The sequence below is a fragment of the Bradyrhizobium sp. YR681 genome (assembly GCF_000282615.1).
In the GTDB taxonomy this organism is placed as follows: domain Bacteria; phylum Pseudomonadota; class Alphaproteobacteria; order Rhizobiales; family Xanthobacteraceae; genus Bradyrhizobium.
Genome location: NZ_AKIY01000188.1, coordinates 51375 through 73362, shown reverse-complemented (window position 1 = coordinate 73362; position 21988 = coordinate 51375). Strand labels below are relative to the sequence as shown.

General features: G+C 64.4%; 26 protein-coding genes. 7 read left to right on the top strand and 19 right to left on the bottom strand.

The window, feature by feature from the left end; genetic code table 11:
• Positions 1-25: 25 nt before the first annotated feature.
• Both PMI42_RS15725 and PMI42_RS15720 read right to left on the bottom strand, forming a co-directional pair.
• On the bottom strand, positions 26-259 hold the full coding sequence (locus tag PMI42_RS15725) for a hypothetical protein (RefSeq protein ID WP_008135759.1): 234 nt from the start codon (positions 257-259) through the stop codon (positions 26-28).
• A 138-nt stretch (positions 260-397) separates the two neighbouring features.
• Positions 398-1378, bottom strand: a complete 981-nt coding sequence (locus PMI42_RS15720) for a helix-turn-helix transcriptional regulator (RefSeq protein ID WP_035965792.1) — start codon at positions 1376-1378, stop codon at positions 398-400.
• Between the two features lie 84 nt (positions 1379-1462).
• On the opposite strand from PMI42_RS15720, the gene PMI42_RS15715 reads away from it, so the two are divergent.
• Positions 1463-2107: a glutathione S-transferase family protein gene (locus tag PMI42_RS15715; RefSeq protein WP_008135755.1), complete on the top strand. Its 645-nt coding sequence runs from the start codon at positions 1463-1465 to the stop codon at positions 2105-2107.
• A gap of 214 nt (positions 2108-2321) precedes the next feature.
• Here the strand turns inward: PMI42_RS15715 and PMI42_RS15710 are convergent, their stop codons facing one another.
• The 4 genes from PMI42_RS15710 to PMI42_RS15695 all read right to left on the bottom strand — a co-directional run bounded on the left by PMI42_RS15710 (position 2322) and on the right by PMI42_RS15695 (position 6171).
• Entirely contained in the window at positions 2322-3107 is a 786-nt protein-coding gene (locus PMI42_RS15710) for an enoyl-CoA hydratase/isomerase family protein (RefSeq protein ID WP_008135753.1), read from the bottom strand.
• Between the two features lie 12 nt (positions 3108-3119).
• On the bottom strand, positions 3120-4229 hold the full coding sequence (locus PMI42_RS15705; RefSeq protein WP_008135751.1) for a cyclic nucleotide-gated ion channel: 1110 nt from the start codon (positions 4227-4229) through the stop codon (positions 3120-3122).
• Positions 4230-4387: 158 nt separating this feature from the next.
• A complete protein-coding gene (locus PMI42_RS15700; protein WP_008135749.1) occupies positions 4388-4606 on the bottom strand; it encodes a hypothetical protein in 219 nt (72 codons plus the stop codon).
• A 119-nt stretch (positions 4607-4725) separates the two neighbouring features.
• Positions 4726-6171 carry a TAXI family TRAP transporter solute-binding subunit gene (locus PMI42_RS15695; protein WP_008135747.1) on the bottom strand — a complete coding sequence of 482 codons (1446 nt, stop codon included), beginning with the start codon at positions 6169-6171 and terminating at the stop codon, positions 4726-4728.
• A gap of 406 nt (positions 6172-6577) precedes the next feature.
• Between PMI42_RS15695 and PMI42_RS15690 the strand changes: the two genes are divergently transcribed.
• Together PMI42_RS15690 and PMI42_RS15685 are read left to right on the top strand one after the other, a co-directional pair.
• On the top strand, positions 6578-6925 hold the full coding sequence (locus PMI42_RS15690; protein WP_050994376.1) for a DUF3307 domain-containing protein: 348 nt from the start codon (positions 6578-6580) through the stop codon (positions 6923-6925).
• A 259-nt stretch (positions 6926-7184) separates the two neighbouring features.
• Positions 7185-7583: a hypothetical protein gene (locus tag PMI42_RS15685; protein WP_008135743.1), complete on the top strand. Its 399-nt coding sequence runs from the start codon at positions 7185-7187 to the stop codon at positions 7581-7583.
• On the opposite strand, the gene PMI42_RS15680 is transcribed toward PMI42_RS15685, so the two are convergent.
• Together PMI42_RS15680 and PMI42_RS15675 are read right to left on the bottom strand one after the other, a co-directional pair.
• A complete protein-coding gene (locus PMI42_RS15680) occupies positions 7580-7903 on the bottom strand; it encodes a YkgJ family cysteine cluster protein (protein ID WP_008135741.1) in 324 nt (107 codons plus the stop codon). The two genes, PMI42_RS15685 and PMI42_RS15680, sit on opposite strands and share 4 nt — an antisense overlap.
• Positions 7904-7905: 2 nt before the next feature.
• Positions 7906-8604 (bottom strand): helix-turn-helix transcriptional regulator, encoded by a 699-nt coding sequence (locus tag PMI42_RS15675; protein WP_008135740.1) that lies wholly within the window; start codon positions 8602-8604, stop codon positions 7906-7908.
• A gap of 123 nt (positions 8605-8727) precedes the next feature.
• Here PMI42_RS15675 and PMI42_RS15670 point away from each other — a divergent pair, with 123 nt between their 5' ends.
• Together PMI42_RS15670 and PMI42_RS15665 are read left to right on the top strand one after the other, a co-directional pair.
• The gene (locus tag PMI42_RS15670) at positions 8728-8991 is read left to right on the top strand and encodes a hypothetical protein (protein WP_008135737.1); all 264 of its coding nucleotides are present in this window, start codon (positions 8728-8730) and stop codon (positions 8989-8991) included.
• A 36-nt stretch (positions 8992-9027) separates the two neighbouring features.
• Positions 9028-9756, top strand: coding sequence for a glutathione S-transferase family protein (locus PMI42_RS15665; RefSeq protein ID WP_008135735.1), 729 nt, complete (start codon positions 9028-9030; stop codon positions 9754-9756).
• A gap of 262 nt (positions 9757-10018) precedes the next feature.
• Here PMI42_RS15665 and PMI42_RS15660 read toward each other — a convergent pair whose 3' ends face one another.
• The 11 genes from PMI42_RS15660 to PMI42_RS15610 form a co-directional block, all read right to left on the bottom strand.
• Positions 10019-11170, bottom strand: coding sequence for an ABC transporter substrate-binding protein (locus PMI42_RS15660; RefSeq protein ID WP_008135733.1), 1152 nt, complete (start codon positions 11168-11170; stop codon positions 10019-10021).
• Between the two features lie 91 nt (positions 11171-11261).
• Positions 11262-11681: an acyl-CoA thioesterase gene (locus PMI42_RS15655; RefSeq protein ID WP_008135732.1), complete on the bottom strand. Its 420-nt coding sequence runs from the start codon at positions 11679-11681 to the stop codon at positions 11262-11264.
• Positions 11682-11708: 27 nt separating this feature from the next.
• The gene (locus PMI42_RS15650) at positions 11709-12470 is read right to left on the bottom strand and encodes an SDR family NAD(P)-dependent oxidoreductase (RefSeq protein WP_008135730.1); all 762 of its coding nucleotides are present in this window, start codon (positions 12468-12470) and stop codon (positions 11709-11711) included.
• Between the two features lie 26 nt (positions 12471-12496).
• Positions 12497-14380, bottom strand: coding sequence for a feruloyl-CoA synthase (locus PMI42_RS15645; protein ID WP_008135729.1), 1884 nt, complete (start codon positions 14378-14380; stop codon positions 12497-12499).
• Positions 14377-15186: a crotonase/enoyl-CoA hydratase family protein gene (locus PMI42_RS15640; protein WP_008135728.1), complete on the bottom strand. Its 810-nt coding sequence runs from the start codon at positions 15184-15186 to the stop codon at positions 14377-14379. Before PMI42_RS15640 ends, PMI42_RS15645 begins: the two co-directional genes overlap by 4 nt.
• 181 nt (positions 15187-15367) lie before the next feature.
• Positions 15368-15667, bottom strand: a complete 300-nt coding sequence (locus PMI42_RS15635; protein ID WP_008135725.1) for an addiction module antidote protein — start codon at positions 15665-15667, stop codon at positions 15368-15370.
• Positions 15668-15670: 3 nt separating this feature from the next.
• Positions 15671-15967 (bottom strand): type II toxin-antitoxin system RelE/ParE family toxin, encoded by a 297-nt coding sequence (locus tag PMI42_RS15630; protein WP_035965791.1) that lies wholly within the window; start codon positions 15965-15967, stop codon positions 15671-15673.
• Positions 15968-16022: 55 nt separating this feature from the next.
• The gene (locus tag PMI42_RS15625) at positions 16023-16481 is read right to left on the bottom strand and encodes a DUF3237 domain-containing protein (protein WP_008135723.1); all 459 of its coding nucleotides are present in this window, start codon (positions 16479-16481) and stop codon (positions 16023-16025) included.
• Positions 16482-16493: 12 nt separating this feature from the next.
• Complete coding sequence (locus tag PMI42_RS15620) at positions 16494-17813, bottom strand: TRAP transporter large permease (protein ID WP_008135720.1); 1320 nt, start codon at positions 17811-17813, stop codon at positions 16494-16496.
• 2 nt (positions 17814-17815) lie between these two features.
• Positions 17816-18325: a TRAP transporter small permease gene (locus PMI42_RS15615; RefSeq protein ID WP_008135717.1), complete on the bottom strand. Its 510-nt coding sequence runs from the start codon at positions 18323-18325 to the stop codon at positions 17816-17818.
• A gap of 288 nt (positions 18326-18613) precedes the next feature.
• Positions 18614-19630: a TRAP transporter substrate-binding protein gene (locus PMI42_RS15610; RefSeq protein ID WP_008135715.1), complete on the bottom strand. Its 1017-nt coding sequence runs from the start codon at positions 19628-19630 to the stop codon at positions 18614-18616.
• 249 nt (positions 19631-19879) lie between these two features.
• On the opposite strand from PMI42_RS15610, the gene pobA reads away from it, so the two are divergent.
• Both pobA and PMI42_RS15600 read left to right on the top strand, forming a co-directional pair.
• Positions 19880-21049, top strand: coding sequence for a 4-hydroxybenzoate 3-monooxygenase (pobA, locus tag PMI42_RS15605; RefSeq protein WP_008135713.1), 1170 nt, complete (start codon positions 19880-19882; stop codon positions 21047-21049).
• Positions 21050-21482: 433 nt separating this feature from the next.
• A complete protein-coding gene (locus PMI42_RS15600; protein WP_008135711.1) occupies positions 21483-21902 on the top strand; it encodes a PaaI family thioesterase in 420 nt (139 codons plus the stop codon).
• Positions 21903-21988 lie beyond the last annotated feature (86 nt).

The window sequence follows — 21988 nt, the reverse complement described above, 5'->3', positions numbered from 1 at the left end:
CCCCCCCCAGCCGATGCAGGCGGGCTCAGTAGATCCCGTAAGCGCAGACATTCACGACGCGGACACGCAGGCCGTGACGGGTCTGGACGACGCGCTCCTGGTAGCAATTGTTGACGCCGGTGTTGACGTAGATGCCGCCAAAGCCCCAGCCGGGACCCCAGTGATGATGGAAGCCGTGGGCCGAAGCCGCGGTGGGCGCGAGGGCGGCGGCGCCGAGCGAGGCGGCGGCGATCAGACCAAGTGCAAGCTTGCGAAACATTGTCGTTCTCCAGTGTGGCGCAAAGGCCGTTGTTGTGTCCCTGCTTCTCGGTCGGATCGAAATGCGAATGCGTTCACACGGCAGCCGGAGAATCGTGTTTCAGGACTGTTTCGTCGGTTGCGGCAGCAGGCGCCGCCGTCAGGCTTTCCGCGCCGCGCGATAGCGCGCCGCCATCGCCTGCGTCATCTCGGCCATGGTTTCGCGGAGATCGGCGGGCTCCAGCACTTCGGCCTCGGGCCCGAGCCGGAGCAATTCGGCCGCGGCGTGCCACGAGGTCTTGCCGGTCGGCACTCTGGCGATGCGCCAGCCGTCGGCGTCAGCGACGTCTTCGATCTCGGTGCGCGACTTGACGTAAGGCTGGCTCAGCGCGCCCAGCAGTTTGACGCCGAACGGCGACAGCCGGACGATTGCGACATTGGGATGCATCTCGGCTTCGAGGCGAAGCGTCGCGGCCTGCCAATAGGCGGCGAGATCGAAATCGGCAGGACGATCGAAGCGGTCGTCGAGCACGGTACAGTCGAGCACGCGCGCGACGCGGTAGGTGCGAACGCTGGCATCGACTTGCCCGGCGAGATACCAGCTGCCGCCCTTCAGCACGAGGCCGAGCGGTGCGAGCCGGCGCTGCTTCTCGGCGCGCCAGCTCTGGTAGCGGATCTTGATCAGCGTTCCGCGCAGGGCCGCGCCGGCGATGGCGCGCAGATGTTTTGGTTCTTCCGCCTCGCCGAACCAGCCGGGAGCATCGAGGTGAAAGCGCTCCTGCATCCGTCCGGCATCTTGGCGTAAGTTCGCCGGCAGCGCCGCCATCAGCTTGTTCTGCGCGGCGATCATCGCCGCATCCAGGCCGAGCGCGGCCGCAGGGCCGGGGAGGCCGGCGAGAAACAGCGCCTCCGCCTCGCTCTGCGACAGGCCGTTGAGCCGGACGCGATAGCCATCGAGCAGGCGATAGCCGCCCTCCGCGCCGCGGTCGGCATAGACAGGGACGCCGGATGCCGAGAGCGCGTCGATGTCGCGATAGATCGTGCGCACCGAGACCTCGCAGGCTTCCGCAAGCTCGGGCGCGGTGACCTGCCCCCTGGCCTGGAGGGTGGTGAGGATCGACATCATCCGGCTCGCGCGCATGATCCCTTAAACCATACCTGACACAGGATGTCAGGTATGGTCCGCTACAAGCGCCATCGCCAGCCGGCCAGATGGAGACCTGCCATGACCGATTCCCACCGCCTCACCCTGTATTATTCGCCGCAAAGCCGCGCCACCGGCACGCGGGTGCTGCTGGAGGAACTGGGGGCGCCCTACGATCTCCACGTCCTCAACATGAAGGCGGGCGAGCAGCGCCAGCCCGCTTATCTCGCCATCAATCCGCTCGGGAAGGTGCCGGCGGTCCGCCATGGCGAGGCGCTCGTGACCGAGCAGGTCGCGATCACGATCTATCTAGCCGATCTGTTCCCACAGGCGGGGTTGACGCCCGCGCTGGACGATCCGCTGCGCGGTCCGTATCTGCGCTGGATCGCCTATTACGGCGCATCCTTCGAGCCGGCCCTGATCGACAGGTTCATGCAGCGCGAGCCCGCGCCGATCACGCAGTCGCCCTATGCCGATTACGACACCATGCTGGGGGCGCTCGAGACGCAACTGTCGAAGGGCCCGTATCTGCTCGGCGAGCGCATGACGGCTGCGGATGTGCTGTGGGGCGTCGCGTTCAGCTGGACCATGATGTTCGGCATCGTGCCGAAAAAAGATGTCTTCGTCCGCTATGCCGAGCGCATGACCTCGCGGCCGGCATTCCAGCGCATCAATGCGGCCGATGACGAGATGGCCGCACAGCATGCCAAGGCTGCTGGAGGCTGAGCGAGCACCTCAATTTCCGCTGTCGTCCCGGGGCGCGCAAAGCGCGAGCCCGGGACCCATAGCCACAGGCAGGAGTTTTGCGAGGACTCGGCGTGACCTGCTTGCCGTCATAACCACGCCCCGTGGTTATGGATCCCGGGCTCTCGCTTCGCGATGCCCCGGGACGACAGCGGAGTGCGAGGCGCCTCGTCGTATTCTCTCGCTAGTCGCCTCCTCAAAACCTCGGCGCTCTCTTCTCCCCAAACGCCTTGATGCCTTCCTTGATCTCGTCGCCGCGCATGCTGTCGCGGTGGCGCTGGTCGGCGGCAGCTTCGTCGAGCTCGCCGCGGGCGAATTCGTTGATCGCGCGCTTCATGCCGCGCATCGCCTGCGGCGCGTTGCCGGCGAGGATGCCCGCGAGCTTGTCGACCTCCTCGTCCAGGAATTCCACCGCCACCATCGCGGTGAGATAGCCGATCCGCAGCATCTCCGGCGCGCTGATCTTCTGCGCGGTGAGAAACAGCTTCTTCGCATTGTCGACGCCGAGCCGCGTCACGTAGCGTTTGATGCCGCTGCGGTAATAATGCAGCCCGAGCCGCGCCGCCGGCATGAACATCTCGGCGGTGTCGACGCCGATGCGGAAATCGCAGGCGAGCGCGAGGTCGGTCGAGCCGCCATAGACGCCGCCATTGAGCCGGCAGATGGTCGGCACGCCGAGATCCTCCAGGCGGTTGACGACCACTTCGAATGCCGAGCCCGCGCTCTGCTGCTCGCTCGCACTCACCGCGCGCTCGGCGACCGAATTGAGATCGTAGCCCGCCGAGAAGGCCCGGCCGGTGCCGGTCAACACCAGCACGCGGATGGCGGGATCGGCCTCGATCCGGTCGAACAGTTTTACCAGCTCGCCGAGATCCTCGGCCTGCAGCCGGTTGAGATGTTTTGGCCGGTTCAGGCGGATGGTGGCGCGCGCGCCGGCGATTTCGAGCACGGGGCTGGATGCCGCGTCGGTGATGTCCGACATTCTTGTCTCCTCTTACTTGTTTTCGAGCGTGCGCCGTCTTGCTTCGGCGTCGATGGTTTCGGCGAGATCGGGATGCCGTGCCATCAGCACGCGGAAGTCGACGAGGTCGAGCACCAGCAGCCGCGATACTTTCGTGGTCGAGACGTTGGCACCGCGCAAATTGTTGCCGAGCAGCGCCATCTCGCCGAAGAAGGCGCCTTCGCCCAGCTGCACCTTCTTGCCGGGCAGGTCGACCTCGACCGCGCCGGCCGCGATGAAATACATGCAGTCGCCCTGCGCGCCCTTGCGGATGATCATGGTGCGCGCCGGCAGCTCCATGGTCCGCAGCATGTGGGTGACGTCGGCGATGGCCGCAGGTCCCAGCGCCGCGAAGAACGGCACCTTGCTGACGGATTCCCAGGTCTTGAGGAAATTGTCGCGCCTCGTCTCGGCGGCGAAGCCGGTCGCCAGAATACCGGTCCAGAGGCCGAACACGCCAAGACCGGAGATCATCACCAGCGCCGCGACCATGCGGCCCACCGGCGTGACCGGCACGACGTCGCCATAACCGGTCGTCGTCAGCGTGACGACGGCCCACCACAGCGCGGCGGGGACGCTGCCGAAGGTCTGCGGCTGCACATCCCGCTCCAGGAAATATTCGGCGACGGAGGCCAGGAAGACCACCATCAGGAAGATCACGAGCACGCTGAGCAATGGCCCCGATTCCAGCACCAGCACGCGGCGGAGCTGCCGCAGGCCCGGAATGCCCGGCACCACCTTCAGCACCCAGAGCACGCTGAGCAGCCAGGCGGTCTTTGGCTCGACGCCGAGAATCAGTGCGACCGGCACGGCCAGCGCGCCGACCGCGTCGACGATGCCGGCGGAGGAGGAGAGGTAGAGCGCAAGGCGCCCCGTTCGCGCCATGTGGCGCAGCCGGACCACCCACTCGAATACGAAATAGGCCAGGCACGCCCAGAGCACCACGTCGACCCAGCGGTGTGCCGCCTCATAGGCCGGGCCGATCGTCAGCAGCACCATGCCGAGCACGCCGACGCCGACTGCCACATAGGCCGCCTTGGTCATGTTGCGGCCGGCCGTGGCGGCCACGAACTGGGCCAGAGCGGAGGTCAGCGGCTGGGACATGCGGGCGGGAGGGCTCGGTCGGGGTTCTTGCGGCCCCGGCTGGGACCTCGGTCCCAAAGTGCCCGCCCGGGCAGGGGTCGTCAACGACGGGGGCGGACCGCCGGCAAGATCGTCGAAGAGGGGCGCGGACGCGCGGTGCCGCGGCAGGCCCGGGGCAGTTACCTGAAATGCGGCGGCTCGTCGTAGCCGCGGCGGCTGCTGAAAAACAGGAGCATCATCAAGCCGATGCCGACGACGACGGAGAACCCTGCACCGAGCGCCAGTGCCAGATAGCCTTCCGCCGGGATCGGCTCACCCTCAATCGTCATTGCCGAATAGGCGAAATATCCGACCGCAACCAACATTCCCAGAAGGATCATGATGAGGAGTGTACGCATGCTGCGTTCTCCGGTTGCAATCGGGATAAACGGTTGTGGCTGGGGACGGTTCCAGGTCGGTGCACCGATTCGCGGGAAAAATCGGCAGATCGCCGCCGGGTGCCCGCCGAAGCGATCGATCAGGCACTCTGGGCCGTCTTCACCACCACGACGTTGCTTTCGTCGGGCGGGGCGAGGGCTGCCGGGGCGGCGGTCTTTTCGAGTTCGCCGCAATGGCGCTTGAGATAGTCGCGGCGCATGGCGACCTCGTCGCGGACGAACTCGTAGCCGAGCTTGAACGTGTCGAGCCCGTCGGTACTGATGGTGCCGTCCCGCAAGCCGATGACGGCGCCGCGCAAGATGCCCTCCAGCTCGTCCTGGAGACATTCGAGCTGGTCCAGCGAATGGGCGTGCTCGATGCGTTCGCCGATGTCGAGGACGGCGGTGGAGAGCTCGCCGGCCTTCTCCGGCGCGATCCGCGTGATCTTGGCGTAGATCGCAGCGAAGATCGAGCCGATGACGCTGAGCGCGGCGGCGCCCAGATACATCATGTCGCTGTACTTATCCATGAACGACTTGGTGTCGTCGTTGATGTAATCGGCGGCGCCCTGATGCGCCATCACATAGGCGTCCTTCTCGACGGAGGCCGGTTCGATCTTTGTGGCGAAGCCGTTGTCGAGCCCGAGGGCGGATTTGTTCTCGTAAACGATGCGCGCGAGGTCGCCGGCCGTCGACGCAGACATCCTGGATTGCGTGACCAGCAGCCATTCGAGGCCGATCGTTTCGAGGTCGTCGTCGGGAATTTCGGGCGAGGCCGACAGCGTGCCGGCCGTTAGCGTCTCGTCGGAAATGCCGGGGAATTTGCGCGCCAGCGCCTTGGTCTCGTCGATTGCGTTCAAGGTGAAGCCGCCGCGCCTGGCGACCTGCTCATAGGTCTTGTCGCGCACGGCCCTGGAGGCGTGGACGATGGCAATCACCGCGCCAAAACCGTTCGCCGGTACAAACAGCTTGTCGAGCGTCACGCCCTGCGGCGCCATCTGGATCTTTGCGGCGTCAGGACCGTCGGGGATATCGAGGATGCTGCGGAGGAAGGCCAGCGAGGAATCGTTCTCGGCGAGAACCGCGACCTTCTTCTTCTTCAGCTCGGCGAGCGACTTGATCTTCTTGTTGCCGGGACCGAGCAGCAGCACGAGATCGTGCTCGAGGATCGCGAGCGTGCGCGCCCGCAGCGGCACCTTGGCATCGGTGCGTAGCACGGCGAGATCGGCCTGCTTGCGGTCGAACTGCGCGAGCGCCTTGGCGCTGTCAGGATTGTTGACGATCTTGATCCGGAAGCGCGAGGCGTTGTTCTTCAGGACAGTGGCGAGCTTGGCCGCGAACAGCGCCTCGTCGCTGTTGGGAGCGCCGACGGCAAAGATCAGCGTTTCCGAATTGTGCAGCATGGTGCGGCCGCCCCAGACGGTGGCAAGCGACAGCAGCAGGGTCAGCACGACGTAGAGAAAGACCTGCTGCTGGTTGGTCTTGATCACCTTGGGGCGCCGCGGCGGCGGTTCGATCGGTGACGAGGTGGGGCCTTCAGCACTCATGTCAGCACTCTTGGCCTTATTCCTGGGTGGCGGGCGACCTCGCGAACGTGACCGCGGCAAACGCCCTGCAATTCGTAAACGCCTGAAAAAAGAACGATATTCTCTGCGGCGAATGATAGCGCGCCAGTGCCGGAATGCAAATTTCGAGCCGAGGGTAACCTTACTCGTCCCGGCCGTGGCGATTGGTCATCCTATCACCAGTTAGCCACAGTTGGCGATTTTCCGGTTCCCCCCGGCTGCATTCCGTCGCGGGAGGTGTCATAAATCGCAGGTCCCGGCGATTTGACCGGTCCAAGAAGAAGTTGCGCTGAACGCTCCAATTTTTCTTGTCACGTCAATGAGGGCGTCAGCTTTGTCGTTTCCACCCATGTCATCGGCGGTTCCGGTCGAAGCGCTCATTGGCTGGATGTTGTTGCTCACCTTCAAGCACATCATCGCCGATTTCGTCCTCCAGACCGCCTGGATGGCGCAGGGCAAGGACCAGAAGCACGGCTGGGCGCTGCCGTTGCTGGTGCATTGCCTGATTCACCTCGCGGTCGCGCTGCCGCTGATCCTGATCGTCGCGCCGAAATTCTGGTTCGTGGCGTTCATCGACTTCGTGATCCACATCACCATCGACCGCGCCAAGGGGCTCGTCTCCGCCAATTTCGGTGTCGATCTCGCCCATCCCTGGTTCTGGACCCTGATCGGTGTCGACCAGGCGCTGCACCATCTCACCGGCTTCGGCCTCTCCATCTTCATGGCGGCCAACTAGGGCTGTGGCTCTCGGCCTCCAGGGTGGGGCACGCGTATCGGCGGTCGTCATGCCCGGGCTTGTCCCGGGCATCGACGTTCTACGTGCCACTTGGCCTTCCGTGGATGGCCGGGACAAGCCCGGCCATGACGCCATAGCAGCATTCCGCGCCCCCTGATTCGCCGCTGGCGAGCAAGCACCCCGGGTGACTACCGCCCACCGTGGTTAACCTTTCGTTAGAGAATTGCGCTGCATCTTCCCCGCACGAGGGAGAACTACAATGTTTTCAAGCCGCGACGCCTTTGAAAGCGATTTCTGCCCGGTCCGCGACGAACTCCTTGGCGAGATGTATCGCGCCAGCGAGAGTGGCCTGCCGAGGCTTGTTGAGAGTGTTTCCCCTGACGTCCGCGCTATGCTGGCGCTGTTCTGCTATCGCCGCAGCCATCTGCATTCGCTGGCAGTCGCGATCGCAGGCAGCTGCAACGAACGCGATTTGATCGAGAGCGGGGGACGTGTCGGCTCGACGCTTTACGCTCTGGCGCGCGAAGGCGCGGCCAAATCGTCGCCGTCGCTGTCGGGGGGCCGCAAGCCGATCACGCTGTCGACCAAGCCGCTCTCGGTGCTCGCACCGCTGGACGACGAGATCGACGACGAGATCAGCGAAGCCGTTCCTGCCTAAACAGACTCGATCAACGGCAGCCCGAACTTCCGCCGCGCCATCGCGCATTCGGCATCGCCCGGCATGCAGGTGCGGCACACCTCCGGCCGCACGTCATAGATGCCGCAGGCGGTCTCTTTCCCGATTTCGCCACGCAACGCCGAACAGCGATCGCCTTCGCAGCGCATGCCGGATTGGCGCGCGTTGACGAGCGCTTCGGGAATCGCGGCAAGCTCCTCGTCGCTCTCGATCGAGAAGCGCGGCCAGTTCTCCGAATAGCCGCAGCACGCGCCGCAGCTCTGGCAGCAGCTCGACGGGTCGATGGTGGCTGTCTCGTCCATCGTCACGTGTCCTTTGGCGGACCCCAGACCAGGCTCTGGCGCCATCTTGCGCGCAGCACGTCGCGCCTTTCAGGGTATCTCTCGTCGAGATAGGTCGCGTCCACGACGCGGTCGGTGCGGAAACTGCGAAAATCGCTGCGCAGTTCGCACCATGCCGCGAGCAGGCGCACGGCTTCGAGATAGCCGACCGAGATCGGCCAGATCATGCGCTCGCTCGGGCGGCCCTGCTCGTCGCGATAGCGCAGCATGATCTTCTTGCCTTCGTGGATCTGGGTGCGCGTGCGCGCCATGTCGAGCCTATCAGGCTCCCTGTTCCAGCTCGGCCGGGCGCGGCTCGCGGGCTCCAGCACGAAGGGACGCAGGCGTTCCGGGACGGTGTCGGCGATCTTGGCCATCAGATCTTCGGCCGCACGCGCGAGCGCGGAGTCCGCATGGCCCGCGACCCATTGCGCACCCAGCACCGCCGCCTCGATCTCGTCGGGTGTCAGCATCAAGGGCGGCAGGTCGAAACCCTTTTCCAGGATGTAACCCATGCCGGCTTCGCCGCGGATCGGCACGCGCTGGCTCATCAGCGTTGCGATGTCGCGATAGATGGTGCGCTTCGAGGTCTCGAGCTCGGCCGCGATCGCATCCGCCGTCAGCGGCTTACGCGTGCGCCTCAGCACCTGGATGATCTGAAACAGCCGGTCGGCGCGTCTCATGACAATTCTCTTTCCAAAGTCCTGACCGCAGTCCGCTCAAGATCCGGCGCGTGGATGCTGACAGGATGTTGGCAGCAGGAGGGTTCTATACCGGGACAACACGTCGACTGAGAGGATTTGTCCATGATCATCCCGTCCCATTTCGGCCCGGCCGGTCCGCTGTGGCGGGCGCAGGCCACGCTGCACGCTTTGGCCTTCAGCCGCCTGATGTTTTTCGATTCCACCGCCGTCGATCTCCGCTTTGCGCTCGCAAGCGTCGTGACACGCTCGCTGATCCAGACCGCGGACGCGCTGGTCCGCCACATCATGGGCCGCGCCTGGCGAGGGGCCCGTTTCGCAGAAGATATCACGGCTGCTGCCACCATGGTGGCAGCAGCCCGTCATTAGGTTCCGTCAACTTTCGCAGGTTCAGGGAGAGCTCGCATGATCACGCTTTACGGCTTTGGTACCGGCTTCGGCCTGCCGGAAATCAGCCCCTTCGTCACCAAGACCGAGGTGCAGCTCAAGATGGCAGGATTGCCCTACCGGAAAGAGCGCGCGATGCCGCCGGCATCCCCCAAGGGGCAGTTGCCGTTCATCGACGATGGCGGCGAAGCGGTGGCCGATTCCACCTTCATCCGCGCCCATCTCGAGCGCCGCTATGGCTTCGATTTCGACGCCGGCCTGTCATTGCAGGAGCGGGCGCAGGCCTGGGCCTTCGAGCGCATGATCGAGCATCACGTCTATTGGGCGGTGGTCGGCGCGCGCTGGGTCGACCCAGTCAACTTCGCCAAGGGGCCGTCGCATTTCTTCGACGGCGCGCCCGAGCACAATCGCGAGAAGCTGCGCGAAGATGCGCAATTCCGCGTCGCCGAGAACTATCTGCTCTCCGGCCTCGGCCGCCATGCGCCCGATGACGACGTCGATCTCGCCGTGCGCTCGCTGTTCGCGCTCTCGGTGCAGCTCGGCGACAAGGCCTATCTGATGGGCAACAAGCCCTGCGGCGTCGATGCCACCGCCTTCGGCATGCTCGCGGGAATGCTGACGCCGTTCTTCGAGTCCGGTCTGCGGCAGCGGGCCGAGGGATTTGGCAATCTCACCGCCTATGTCGACCGCATGATGGACAATTACTATCCGGAGTTCGCGTGGACGCCATTGCGGCAGGCGGCGTAGCGCCGGGGCAACCGCGGGCTCGGTGTAACCTCTCCCGCCTGCGGGAGAGGTCGGCGCGACGCGCCGGGTGAGGGTTTTCTCCTCTGGGGGCCTTCTCGACAATGCGGACGTCTGTCCCACTGCGGAGATACCCTCTCCCCACCCCTCTCCCGCAAGCGGGAGAGGGAGCGCAGCAACACCGGAGCCGCAATCGGCTCTTAAAGCGAAAGCAAAAGAGCCGGTTCATCGGGCCGGCTCTCGCGTCTTAAAATTCTCGCTGCGCCTACTTCACCAGCGTGTACTTGCCGTTCTTCACCGTCAGCAGGATGCGCGAGCGCTCGTCGAGGCCGTAGCGGTCCTTTTCGGTGAAATTGTAGACGCCCTGGCTTGCCGCCAGCTCCTTCTCGGACAGCAGCGCCTGGCGGATCGCTTCGCGGAATTCCGGCGTGCCGGGTTTTGCGGTCTTCAGCGCCGCTGGGATGATGCGCTTCAGGATCTCGAAGGCGTCGTAGGAATGGCCGGCGAACTGGCTGCGGCTGTTCGGGCCATACTTGGCCTCATAGGCCGAGTTCAGCGCGAGGCCCGGCTTCTTGGTGGCGGCTTCGTCCGGCTGGTCTTCCGGGTCCATGACGGGACCGGAGGCCATCAGCACGCCTTCGGCCGCTTTGCCGGCGATGCGGATGAAGTCCATGCTGGCAGCGCCATGGGTCTGGTAGATCAGGCCCTGGTAGCCGCGCTCGCGCAGCTCGGTCTGCGGCAATGCAGCCGCGGTGCCGGAGGCGCCGACCAGGATCGCGTCGGGATTGGCGGCGACGAGCTTGAGCACCTGTCCGGTTACCGACGTGTCGGGACGGGCGAAGCGCTCCTCGTCGGCGATGGTCATGCCCATCGGCACGGCCTGGGCCTTGAGGTCGTTGAACCAGAGGTCGCCGTAGGAATCGGAGTAGCCGATATAGCCGACGGTCTTCACGCCCTTCGACTTCATGTGGTCATACAGCACCTTGCCCACGATCGGGATCGGCTGCGGCATCGCCACCGACCACTTCATGCGTTCCGGCGTGATCGGGAAGGGCGCGAGGCCGAAATGCGGAATGCCGGCTTCGTTGGCGACGTTGGAGACCGCGATGGTCGGCGGCGTCAGCGCCGAGCCCATGATGATGTCGGCCTTCGACTCCGTCACGAAGCGGCGGGCGTTGGTGGTCGCGGTGGTGGGATCGCCGCCGTCGTCGAGCACGATCACCTTCAGCGGCACGCCGCCGATCTCCTTCGGCACGAATTCCAGCGCGTTGCGCTCGGGAATGCCGAGGGCGGCGCCGGGGCCCGTCGTGGTGGTGGTGATGCCGATGGTGACTTCGGCGGTCTGGGCAAGTAGCGGCAGGGCCGGCAGGGCAAGCGTCGCCGCGGCAATCGCGGCGGTCAGGTAAAAGCGTTTCATTGTTTCCTCCCTTGACGTGTTTTGTTTGAAAGCAGAAATCGGACGTGAATTCAGCCCCGTCTTTCGGTGATGCGGCGATTTAGCTCCGGGCTCAGCTCCCCGTGAATTTGGCTACCATTTCCGCGGGAAACGGTGCCGATTTCAGCTTGTCGGGGTTAACGGGGTCGCGGCCGACGAGGACGCGGGTCTCGAAACCCTCGATCGCCAGCGCCTCCCCCTTGTAGACGTTGTGTTTCACCTCGAAGCTCGAGCGCTTGATGCTCTCGATCTTCGTTTCGATGGTGATCCAGTCGCCATAGGTCGAGGGGATGTAGAACCTGGACCGCGTGTCGACCATGGGGATGCCCACCAGGCCGTATTTGCGGACCAGATCCTGCTTGGAGAAGCCGGCGACCTCGAACAGCGTCGAGGTCGAATCGTCGAACATTGCGAAATAGCGCGGGTAATAGACGATGTTGGCGGGGTCGCAGTCGCCCCACTGGATCTGCACCTCGCGCCGGTTCACGAACATGGCTCGCGTGTCCTTAACTCTACGAAATTACTTCGGCGACATGCGCAGCGAGCCGTCGAGGCGGACCACTTCGCCGTTCAGGTAGGAATTCTCGACCATGTGCAGCGCGAGCGCTGCGAACTCGTCGGCATGTCCGAGCCGGCGCGGGAAGGGGATCGCGGCGGCGAGCGAGTCCTGGGCTTCCTGCGGCAGGTTGGCGAGCAGGGGCGTGAGGAACAGGCCGGGCGCGATCGTCAGCACGCGGACGCCGAACTGCGCGAGCTCGCGCGCGATCGGCAGCGTCATGCCGACGATGCCGCCCTTGGAGGCCGAATAGGCAGATTGCCCGATCTGGCCGTCATAGGCGGCAACGGACGCCGTGTTGATGATGACGCCGCGCTCGCCGGTCGCCTGCGGCTCCAGCTTGGACATCTCGGTCGCGGCAAGGCGCAGCATGTTGAAGGTGCCGATCAAATTGACCTTGATCACCTTGTCGAAATCGGCGAGCGCCATCGGGCCGTCGCGGCCGACCACGCGCTTGGCAACGCCGATGCCCGCGCAATTGACCAGCACCCGCGGCGCGCCGAGGGCCTTGGTCGCCTGCGCGATCGCGGCTTCAGCGGAGGCGGCGTCGGAGACGTCGCAGGTTACGGCGATGCCCTTGATCTCGGCGGCGACGGTTTCCGCAAGCTTGGCATTGAGGTCGAAGACCGCGACCCTGGCGCCCTGCGCTGCCAGTTTTCGCGCGGTCGCGGCACCCAGTCCCGATGCGCCGCCGGTGACGATGGCTGCCTGATCCTTCAACAACATAGCGTTCTCCTATGGCGATGGTTTCTTCAGCCGACCGATATCACACGGTCCGATGGATTGGCAGCGTAGAGCTCGTCGATCAGCGCGGTGCGATGCTCCAGCACCGCGCGCTGGTTGATCGAGCCCTTGTCGGTGACCTCGCCCTTGTCGATCGAGAGCGGCGTGTCCATCAGGATCGCGCGCGTGATCCGCGTCGAGGATCCGGTGGCTGAACCGAGGAAGTGCGTCAGGCGTTCACGAAACGCTTCGCGCACCAGCCGGTCGCGCGCGGTGACGGTGAGATTATCGGCCGGCAGGGTGGGATTGATCAGGCGGCAACCGTCGAGATCGAGCAGCACCAGCGCGGAGATTTCGTCGCGATTGATGCCGGCGATGACGACGTCGCGCACCAGCGGTGCGCAGGCCGCGACGAAACGCGCGCGCAGGGGACCCACGCTGACCCAGGTGCCGCTGCCAAGCTTGAAATCCTCACCGATGCGGCCGTCGAAATCGAAGCCGGCGTTGAAGTCATCGGGATCGGCGGGCTTGAGCGCATCGCCCATCTTGTAAAATCCTTCCTCGTCGAAGGAATTTGCGGTGATGTCCGCCTGGCGCCAGTAGCCGGGCATTACGTTCGGCCCCCTGGCGCGCACTTCCAGCTTGCCGTTGTTCGGCACCAGCTTGGCGTCGTTGCCCGACACCGGAAGTCCGACATGGCCGGAGCGGCTGGTGCGCGGATTGACCGACATGAAGAACGGTGCGGTCTCGGTCGCCCCCAAGCCCGTGAGCATCGGAACGCGATAACCCTTCTCCTTCACCGCGAGCTCGTCGAGGCTGTCCCAGACGAACGGCGAGAGCGCCGCGCCCGAGAAGAACATCGCGTGCAGTCGGTCGAAGAATTTCGCACGCAGACCCTGGTCGTCGCGCAAATAGGGCAGCAGCGATTCATAGCCCTTGGGCACATTGAAATAGACCGTCGGCGAAATCTCCTGGAGGTTTCGCACGGTTTCCTCGATGCCGCCGGGCACCGGTTTGCCGGCGTCCAGATACATCGAGCCGCCATTGTAGAGCGTCAGCCCGATATTGTGGTTGCCGCCGAAGGTGTGATTCCACGGCAGCCAGTCGATGATGACGGGCGGCTCGTCCTTGAGGAAAGCGAGTGTCTCGCGCAGCATCACCTGGTTGGCGCAGATCATGCGCTGGGTGTTGATGACGGCCTTGGGATTGCCGGTCGAGCCCGAGGTCAGCAGGAACTTTGCGATCGTATCGGGGCCGATGCTGCCATGCACCGCGTCGAGATCGTCGCGGACCGGCGTCGCCATCAGGTCCGCGAGCAGGGTGACGTCGCGGCCGGGGACATGACCAAAGGAGGCCGCGATCTCGGTGCCATCAGAGACATTGGCGACGAGCGCGTCGGCGAATCTGTCGGCGTCGTCGGCAAAGACGAGGCCGGGCGTCAGCAGCTTCATCAGATAAGAGAGCTTGCCGTAATCCTTCGACACCAGCGAATAGGCCGGCGACACCGGGCAGAACGGCACGCCGGCATAGAACGCGCCGAAGGCCAGCAGCGCATGGTCGATCGAATTGCCGGAGAGGATGACGACCGGCCGCTCCGCCGACAGGCCGCGCCGGATCAGCGCGGATGCAATGTGCCGGCTAGCGGTGAGCAGCTCGGCATAAGTGATCTTGCGCCAGCCACGGCCGCCTTCGCGCTCCGCCATGAACACGCGGTCCGGCGTCGCCGTCGCCCAGTGATGCAGGCGGTCGGTGATGCGGACGGGATAGTTGCCGAGCGGCTGCTTGGGCCGCAGGTAGATCGTGCCGTCGTCGCGCCGCTCGACGTTGATGGCGGGATCGCCGAACGAGATGGGCCGCAGCGGGGAAGTGCTCGCGCCGCGCTCCATGCTGGAAGAGGACGGCTGCGCGCTCATGACTTCGGCTTTACCTTCGCGGTCTTGTGCTCGAGGAATTCGCGGATCCTGCGCTTTGCTTCCTTGTCGCTCTGCGCCACCGTCGCCATCAGCGATTCCATCAAAAGGCCGGTCTGCGGATTGGCCTCCGCGATCATCGGCAGCGCCTGGATCACGGCGAAATTGGTCAGCGGCGCGTTGGAGGCGATCTTGGTGGCGAGCTCCAGCGCCTTGCCGAGCCCGTTGTTGGTCTCGGTCAGATATTGCGCAAAGCCGTAGGAGGCGCCTTCGGTCGCGCTATAGACGCGCCCCGTCAGCATCATGTCCATCATCCTGGCAACGCCGATCAGGCGCGGCAGCCGCACCGAGCCGCCGCCGCCGACGAAGATGCCGCGCTGCCCCTCCGGCAGCGCGAAATAGGTCGAGGGCTCGGCGACGCGGATATGCGCGGCGCAGGCAAGCTCGAGCCCGCCGCCGATCACGGCGCCCCTCAGCGCAGCGATCACGGGCACGCGGCTGTACTGGATGCGGTCGAACACCCGGTGCCACATCTGGGAATGCAGCAGGCCGCCGGTGGCGTCGTGCTCGGTCAGCTCGGACAGGTCGAGACCGCTGGAGAAATGGTCGCCGATGCCGTGGATGACGACCGCGCCGATATCCTCGGGCAAGGACGCAAAACACTCGCCGATTTCCAGGATGATGCCGTCATTGAGCGCATTGCGCTTGGCCGGCCGGTTCAGACCCACGGTCAGAACCCGATCCGCCCTCTCGATCCGGAGCAGCCCGGAGGCACCCGCGTCAGCGGTTTCGGCGTTTCCCTGTGTCATTTGCGTCCTTGTCAGAATAGTTATGTTGTATAACGAATTCCGGGGGAGTCAAGAAGACTGACCGCGGGAAAGCCGATGCATGGTCCCGGAAAAAGACGACAATCCGGCTGCAGAGCCGCTGCCCGACCGTCGGACGCGCAAAATTGGGATGGATACGGCGGACGCCGGCTGCCTCGGACAGCTACGCAGCCTTCGTTCCGCTTTGGGGTTGCGCCACGAGATTGATGCCCATGGCATGGAGAACTTTTATCACGGTGCCAAATTCGGGTTTGGCCTCGCCTCCTAGCGACCGATACAAGTTCTCACGGGATAGGCCGGCCTTTTCGGCAATGGCACCCATGCCCTGAGAGCGGGCTACCGCGCCGATGGCCATTGTTATTGCGGATGGATCGTCGGACTCGAAGGCTTCGGTGAGATAGGCTGCAATCATTTCGGGGCTGTCGAGGTACTCCGCAGCGTCAAATGATTTTGCTTTTGCCATCGTTCAGTCCTCCAACTCATTTGCGATCTGCTTTGCCAACGCGATGTCCCTTTGCTGAGAGCCTTTGTCACCGCCACAAAGAAGAACGATGATTTCCTCGCCTCGCGTAACGTAGTAGATCCGGTATCCGGCGCCCTCATGGACTCTCATTTCGCTGATGCCGCCTCCGACCGGAGCAACGTCTCCGGGATTGCCGAGCGCTAGGCGATCGATCCGAGCAAGGATCTTCGCCTTTGCTCTCCGGTCTCGCAGGTTTCGGAGCCAGTCAGAGAATTCGTCTGTTCTCTTGATTGTCGGCATCTGTAGCGTATACGCTACATAAGACGCAATGTCAACGGAATGCGGGACGTGGCCCTCACACCACCTGGTGCACGTCGATCACCACACGATCCGCATGCCGCGCGGCCGAGCCGACAAAAATGTGCTCCATCAGCCAGCGATACTTTTCGTGGCCCGTCTCGAACTTCGGCACGGTGCGGAAATAGATCAGCTTGGGATCGACAGGCTCGCCGCGCTTGAGCTTTTGCAGCAGCTCGACCGGGCCGAAGCGCATGCCCTTGTTCTCGACATAGACGGTCGCGCCGTCGTCGGTCTCGAAGGCGTATTTGGCCTCCAGGTCGATCAGCTCGTTGGGGCGGATGGTCTGGAAGTCGGCGCCGAACGGCAGCACCTTGCCTGATATCGCGCCCGTTACTTCGCCGCCGAGGATCGGGATGATGCGGCGCACGCCGATGCCGGTCTCGCCGGCGGTGACGACGTCGCCGATTTTGGCGGTGATGGTGAAGACGTATCTGGTTTCGAGGATCGGTGTCATCGCTTCACCTTGTCAATGCGCCATCATCCGCGTCGGCAGCCATGTCGCCAGCAGCGGGAAGGCGATCAAAATCACCAGGCGCACGAGATCCGTCGCGACGAACGGGATCACGCCCTTGAAGATGGTGGAGAAGGACACGTCCTTCACCACGCTTTTGATGACAAAGACGTTCATGCCGACAGGCGGATGGATCAGGCCGAGCTCGACCGTCATCACGATGATGACGCCGAACCAGATCGGGTCGAAGCCGAGATGGATGATGACCGGGAAGATGATCGGCACGGTGAGGATGATCATCGCCATGGCATCCATCAGGCAGCCGAGCACGAGATACATCACCATGATCAGCGCCAGCACGCCGTAGGGGCCAAGGCCGAGGCCGGTGAGGAATTCGGTCACCTTCTGCGGCGTCTGCGTCACCGTGAGGAAATAGCCGAAGATCAGCGCACCGATCAGCACGGTGAACACGGCGGCCGCGGTGCGCGTCGCCTGGAGCAGCGAGGCCAGGATCTTCTCGCGGTCGAGGCGGCCCGTCAGCACGCCGATGATGAAGGCGCCCGCGGCCCCAACGCCGCCGGCTTCGGTCGGCGTGAAGCGCGGCAGGAAGGGCAGGCCGTAGAGGCCGCCGATGACGAACACGAACAGCAGCACCGGCGCCCAGATCTCCTTCAACCCCGCAAAGCGCTCGCGCCACGGCAGCACCTTGCCCTTGGGCAGGAAGTCGGGCCGGAAATAGCCGATCAGGAAGATCGTGATCATGTACATGGTCATCGCCAGCAGGCCAGGAATGATGCCGGCGATGAAGAGCTTGCCGATGTCCTGCTCGGTGATGATGCCGTAGACCGCGAGCACGGTGGAGGGCGGCAGCATCGCGCCCAGCGTGCCGCCGGCCGCGATCACCCCGGTGGCAAAGGACTGCGGATAGCCGAAGCGGCGCATCTCGGGATAGGCGACGGCGGAGAAGGTTGCGGCGGTCGCGACCGAAGAGCCGCAGATCGCGGCGAAGCCGCCGCAAGCGCCGACGGTGGCGATGCCGAGCCCGCCGCGCAAATGCCCGACAAAGCCGTTGGCGGCGCGGAACAGCTCGCGGCTCATGCCGGAATTGCTGACGAAGGAGCCCATCAGCAGAAACATCGGAATGACGCCGAACGTGTAGTCGGTGACCGTGCGCATCGAGGTCTGCCCGACCAGTTTCAGCGCCGGGGTGGCGCCGACCAGATAGGAGAAGCCGGAGACGCCGACGAGGCCCATGGCCATGCCGACGGGGACGCGCAGCAGCATCAACGCGAACAGGGAAACGAAGCCGATAACGGCGACGGCATCGGTGCTCATGATTACTCCGTCGCCTTCAGCTTGGGGTCGTGCATCTCTTCGGGATGGAAGATCAGCCGGTAGGTGCGGATCGCGATCAGCAGAACCGCGGAGACGTCGCCAATCCAGGCGATCGCGAAGAACGGCCAGGTCGGCATGTGCATGTCGAACGTCTGGACGTTGTCGTTGTAGGTGCCGCGCACCTTGTCGAACAGCGTCCAGGTCTGCACGCTCACGACGAACAGCAGCACCAGGGTCGCGAACACGTCGATCCAGCGCTGATAGCGCGGCCCGACATTGCCCCAGACGAGATCAACCGTGATGTGGGTGCCGCGATAGGAGGTCGCCGCGATGCCCCAGAAGATGAGGATGCCGAGCAGCATGCGGCCGATGTCGAAACTGTCGGGGATCGAATAGTTCAGCGTGTTGCGCAGCAGCACCGACAGGAAAATGTCGAGCGCGACGATGCCGACGAAGCCGGCCGCGATCCATTCGATCGAGTCGATGACGCGGTCCATCCAGGAGCGCTTCATGGGAGTTTCCTACCTGATGTCATTGATCGATCCTGATCCCCGCTTCGCACTTCGCCTCTCCCCGCTTGCGGGGAGAGGCCGGAATTCGCGCGCAAGCGCGGATTCCGGGTGAGGGGGACTCTGCGCGAGTCCAACTGCCACCGCCCCCGCGGAGACTCCCCCTCACCCCAACCCTCTCCCCGCAGGCGGGGAGAGGTAGAGGAGCGTCGTGCGCTCCTCACCGGTCAACCCGCTTGCAGAGCAACGGCGGCGAGATGCCCCTCGCCGCCGTGCTCCGTTCGACGCGAGCTACTCCGCGAGCGCGTTGTACTGCTTTAGCGACGCCTTCAGCTCGCTGAGCGCGGCGTCGGGATCGGCCCCGGCCTTCTTGGCGCCGTCGCCCCAGGTCTTGACCAGCGGATCGGCGGCCTTCTTCCAGGCGGCGGTCTGGTCGGCCGTCAGCTTGTAGACCTCGTGGCCTGCCTCCGCCTTCACCTTGTCGACGCCGGCATCCTCGAACTTGCCCCAGTGCTCGCCGACCATTCCGGCCATCTCGGTCGAGCAGTTCTTGTCGATCGCGGCCTTCTGCTTGTCGGACATCGCGTTGTACTTGTCCTTGTTGATCACGAACACGAAGGTCGTCGTGTAGAGCGGCGCCTCCATGTGGTACTTCGTGACCTTGTCGATGCCGAACAGCACGAGGGAGCCCCAGGGGAAGGTGACGCCGTCGGCGACGCCGCGCTCGATGATGTCGCGCACTTCGGGCGCGGAGGACTGCACATTGGTGCCGCCGAGCGAGGTGACGAAGTTCGCCATGGTGGCGTGCGCCGGGCGGATCTTCATGCCCTTCACGTCTTCGGGCATCACGATCTTCTTGGTGCGGGCGTGGAAGGAGGAGGGCGAGTGGACGAAGGCGAGGCAGTATTTGACGTCCTTCATCTCCTTCTCGGCATATTTGCGGTACCAGGCGTCCAGCCCCATCGAGCCGCCCTTGGCATCCGAGATCAGGAACGGCAGCTCGCCGGCGCCGATGATCGGGAAGCGCCCGGGCTGGTAGCCGGGATTGACATAGGTGACATCGGCGATGCCGTCGCGCGCCATGTCGTAATGGTCGAACGCCTTGCCGAGCTGCTGGGCCGGAAACACCTTGCCGGTGATGGTGCCGCCGGAATCCTTGTTCACCGCGGCCACCCAGTCTTCCAGCGATTTTTGCAGCGGATGCGAAGCCGGCACCCAATGCGAGACCTTCAGGTCGAAAGTCTTGTCCTGCGCCAACGCAGGCGTCACGCTTGCTGCCAGCAGCAAAGCCAGACAGGCTTTTCTCATCACGCGTCTCTCCCTGTTTTCGACGGGCTTCGTCGGCCCGGTCTCTTTAATTAACATGTTATCTAATTGGCCGGCGCGTTCAAGCCGGAACTGGCGCGACATCTACGTCAGCGATGTTGCATGGATTTGTCGCGGTGCGGCGACCAGCCCTCCCCTTTTGCCCAACAATTATATGATATAATTATCGTCTGCGGACGATCGCGACAAGCGAGCCGCGACGAAAGCCTACAGGATCGGGAGGAGCAAGTATTGCGGACAAAAGTCGCAATCATCGGGGCCGGGCCGGCCGGATTGTTGCTTGGGCAACTTCTGCACCGCTACGGGATCGACAACGTCATTCTGGAGCGCCAGAGCCCGGATTACGTGCTTGGCCGCATCCGCGCCGGCCTGCTCGAGGAAGGAACCGTCGCGCTGCTCAACCAGGTCGGCGCCGGCGCGCGGGCGCATGCCGAAGGTCTGGTGCATGAGGGCATCGAGCTTGCCTTCTCCGGCCGCCGTCATCGCATCGACATGAAGGCCGCGACCGGCAAGACGGTGATGATCTACGGCCAGACCGAGGTCACGCTCGACCTGATGAATGCGCGCAAGGCGGCCGGCCTCACCACCGTCTACGAGGCGAAGGACGTGCAGCCGCATGATTTCGACGGTGGTCACCCGCGCGTAACCTGGGTCCAGGACGGCGTCACCCATACGCTCGATTGCGACTTCATCGCCGGCTGCGACGGCTTTCACGGCGTCAGCCGCGCCAGCGTCCCGGCCTCGGCGATCGAGGAGTTCGAGCGGGTTTACCCGTTCGGCTGGCTCGGTATTCTCTCGGAGACACCGCCGGTCAGCCACGAACTGATCTATTCCAACCATGCCAGAGGCTTTGCGCTCTGCACCATGCGCTCGATGAAGCGCAGCCGGCACTATGTTCAGTGCTCGCTCGACGACCACGTCGACCAATGGCCGGACGACCGCTTTTGGGACGAACTGAAGCGCCGGCTCGACCAGGAGGCGGCCGACAGCCTCGTCACGGGTCCCTCGATCGAGAAGAGCATCGCCCCCTTGCGCAGCTTCGTCGCCGAGCCGATGCGATTCGGCAAGATGCTCTTGTGCGGCGACGCCGCCCACATCGTGCCGCCGACCGGCGCCAAGGGACTGAACCTGGCTGCCAGCGATGCGCATTATCTGTCGAGCGCGCTGCGCGAATTCTACGACGAGAAGTCCAGCGCCGGCATCGATGCCTATTCAGCAAAGGCGCTGGCGCGCGTCTGGAAGGCCGTGCGCTTCTCCTGGTGGATGACCTCGATGCTGCACAAATTCTCCGACACCGGCACCATCGGCGCGCGCATCCAGCTCGCCGAGCTCGACTACGTCACCCAGTCGCAGGCCGCGATGACGTCGCTGTCGGAGAATTACGTGGGATTGCCGTTCTGATACTCGCTGTCATGCCCCGCGAAGGCGGGGCATCCAGTACGCCGCGGCTTCTCCGTATCGCGTCACGGTCTCTGGAGTACTGGATCGCCCGCCTTCGCGGGCGATGACAGGTGCCGTAGGGTGGGCAAAGCGAAGCGTGCCCACGAGCTTTGGCGGTTACCGCGAGATCGTGGGCACGGCGCGTTGCGCCTTTGCCCACCCTACGGCACTGCTGTTTTGGAGGGACGCCGCTGCCACATGCTCCGTCATTGCGAGCGCAGCGACGCAATCCAGGAATCTCTCCGCGGAGACAGTCTGGATTGTTTCGCTGCGTTCGCAATGAGAGTGGGGCCGTTTCAAACACCTGCGCAAATGGCGTTTAAAACTTTGTAATTGATGCAACCGTCACGTCCATCGCGTTCAATGGCGGCAGCCAAACACACGCGAGACAATCATGGCTTCCTCCGACATCCCCGCCGGCTTCGAGCCGCATTTCCGCAAGGCGCCGCTCACCGATCCCTGGGAGCCGCTGTATTCCAGAAAGACCGACAAGGCCGTGATCATCGGCCTGCGCCTGGCGACACCCCACACCAATGCGCGGGGGCTGATCCATGGCGGTCTGATCGCGGCGCTGGCCGATGCCGCCATGGGCTATAGCTGCGCACAGGCGACGGGCTGGACGACGTCGTTCGTCACGATCTCGCTCTCGGTCGACTACGTCGGCTCCGCCGAGATCGGTCAATGGCTCGCGATCGAGGGCGAGGCGATCAAGACCGGCAGCACGATCTGTTTCGCGCAGTGCCTGGCGAAGGCCGACGATGCCGTGATCGCGCGGGCCAGCGGGACGTTTCGCGTGGTGCCCAAGAAGGGATAGCCCCGCTCTCTCCGTGCCCCGGACGCGGTGCGGCGCGGAGTGCCGCTCCGCAGAGCCGGGACCCATGCGTCCGCGGAGAAATGGGC

Coding starts and splice junctions, on each gene's coding strand:
- PMI42_RS15635 (WP_008135725.1), bottom strand. CDS start 15,667: ATGGCAAAAGCAAAATCATTTGACGCTGCGGAGTACCTCGACAGCCCC.
- PMI42_RS15725 (WP_008135759.1), bottom strand. CDS start 259: ATGTTTCGCAAGCTTGCACTTGGTCTGATCGCCGCCGCCTCGCTCGGC.
- PMI42_RS15645 (WP_008135729.1), bottom strand. CDS start 14,380: ATGAGCGCGCAGCCGTCCTCTTCCAGCATGGAGCGCGGCGCGAGCACT.
- PMI42_RS15625 (WP_008135723.1), bottom strand. CDS start 16,481: ATGACACCGATCCTCGAAACCAGATACGTCTTCACCATCACCGCCAAA.
- PMI42_RS15680 (WP_008135741.1), bottom strand. CDS start 7,903: ATGGACGAGACAGCCACCATCGACCCGTCGAGCTGCTGCCAGAGCTGC.
- PMI42_RS15640 (WP_008135728.1), bottom strand. CDS start 15,186: ATGACACAGGGAAACGCCGAAACCGCTGACGCGGGTGCCTCCGGGCTG.
- PMI42_RS15720 (WP_035965792.1), bottom strand. CDS start 1,378: ATGCGCGCGAGCCGGATGATGTCGATCCTCACCACCCTCCAGGCCAGG.
- PMI42_RS15665 (WP_008135735.1), top strand. CDS start 9,028: ATGATCACGCTTTACGGCTTTGGTACCGGCTTCGGCCTGCCGGAAATC.
- PMI42_RS15600 (WP_008135711.1), top strand. CDS start 21,483: ATGGCTTCCTCCGACATCCCCGCCGGCTTCGAGCCGCATTTCCGCAAG.
- PMI42_RS15705 (WP_008135751.1), bottom strand. CDS start 4,229: ATGTCCCAGCCGCTGACCTCCGCTCTGGCCCAGTTCGTGGCCGCCACG.
- PMI42_RS15695 (WP_008135747.1), bottom strand. CDS start 6,171: ATGAGTGCTGAAGGCCCCACCTCGTCACCGATCGAACCGCCGCCGCGG.
- PMI42_RS15685 (WP_008135743.1), top strand. CDS start 7,185: ATGTTTTCAAGCCGCGACGCCTTTGAAAGCGATTTCTGCCCGGTCCGC.
- PMI42_RS15715 (WP_008135755.1), top strand. CDS start 1,463: ATGACCGATTCCCACCGCCTCACCCTGTATTATTCGCCGCAAAGCCGC.
- PMI42_RS15615 (WP_008135717.1), bottom strand. CDS start 18,325: ATGAAGCGCTCCTGGATGGACCGCGTCATCGACTCGATCGAATGGATC.
- PMI42_RS15650 (WP_008135730.1), bottom strand. CDS start 12,470: ATGTTGTTGAAGGATCAGGCAGCCATCGTCACCGGCGGCGCATCGGGA.
- PMI42_RS15655 (WP_008135732.1), bottom strand. CDS start 11,681: ATGTTCGTGAACCGGCGCGAGGTGCAGATCCAGTGGGGCGACTGCGAC.
- PMI42_RS15700 (WP_008135749.1), bottom strand. CDS start 4,606: ATGCGTACACTCCTCATCATGATCCTTCTGGGAATGTTGGTTGCGGTC.
- PMI42_RS15620 (WP_008135720.1), bottom strand. CDS start 17,813: ATGAGCACCGATGCCGTCGCCGTTATCGGCTTCGTTTCCCTGTTCGCG.
- PMI42_RS15675 (WP_008135740.1), bottom strand. CDS start 8,604: ATGAGACGCGCCGACCGGCTGTTTCAGATCATCCAGGTGCTGAGGCGC.
- PMI42_RS15630 (WP_035965791.1), bottom strand. CDS start 15,967: ATGCCGACAATCAAGAGAACAGACGAATTCTCTGACTGGCTCCGAAAC.
- PMI42_RS15660 (WP_008135733.1), bottom strand. CDS start 11,170: ATGAAACGCTTTTACCTGACCGCCGCGATTGCCGCGGCGACGCTTGCC.
- PMI42_RS15690 (WP_050994376.1), top strand. CDS start 6,578: ATGTTGTTGCTCACCTTCAAGCACATCATCGCCGATTTCGTCCTCCAG.
- PMI42_RS15610 (WP_008135715.1), bottom strand. CDS start 19,630: ATGAGAAAAGCCTGTCTGGCTTTGCTGCTGGCAGCAAGCGTGACGCCT.
- PMI42_RS15670 (WP_008135737.1), top strand. CDS start 8,728: ATGATCATCCCGTCCCATTTCGGCCCGGCCGGTCCGCTGTGGCGGGCG.
- PMI42_RS15710 (WP_008135753.1), bottom strand. CDS start 3,107: ATGTCGGACATCACCGACGCGGCATCCAGCCCCGTGCTCGAAATCGCC.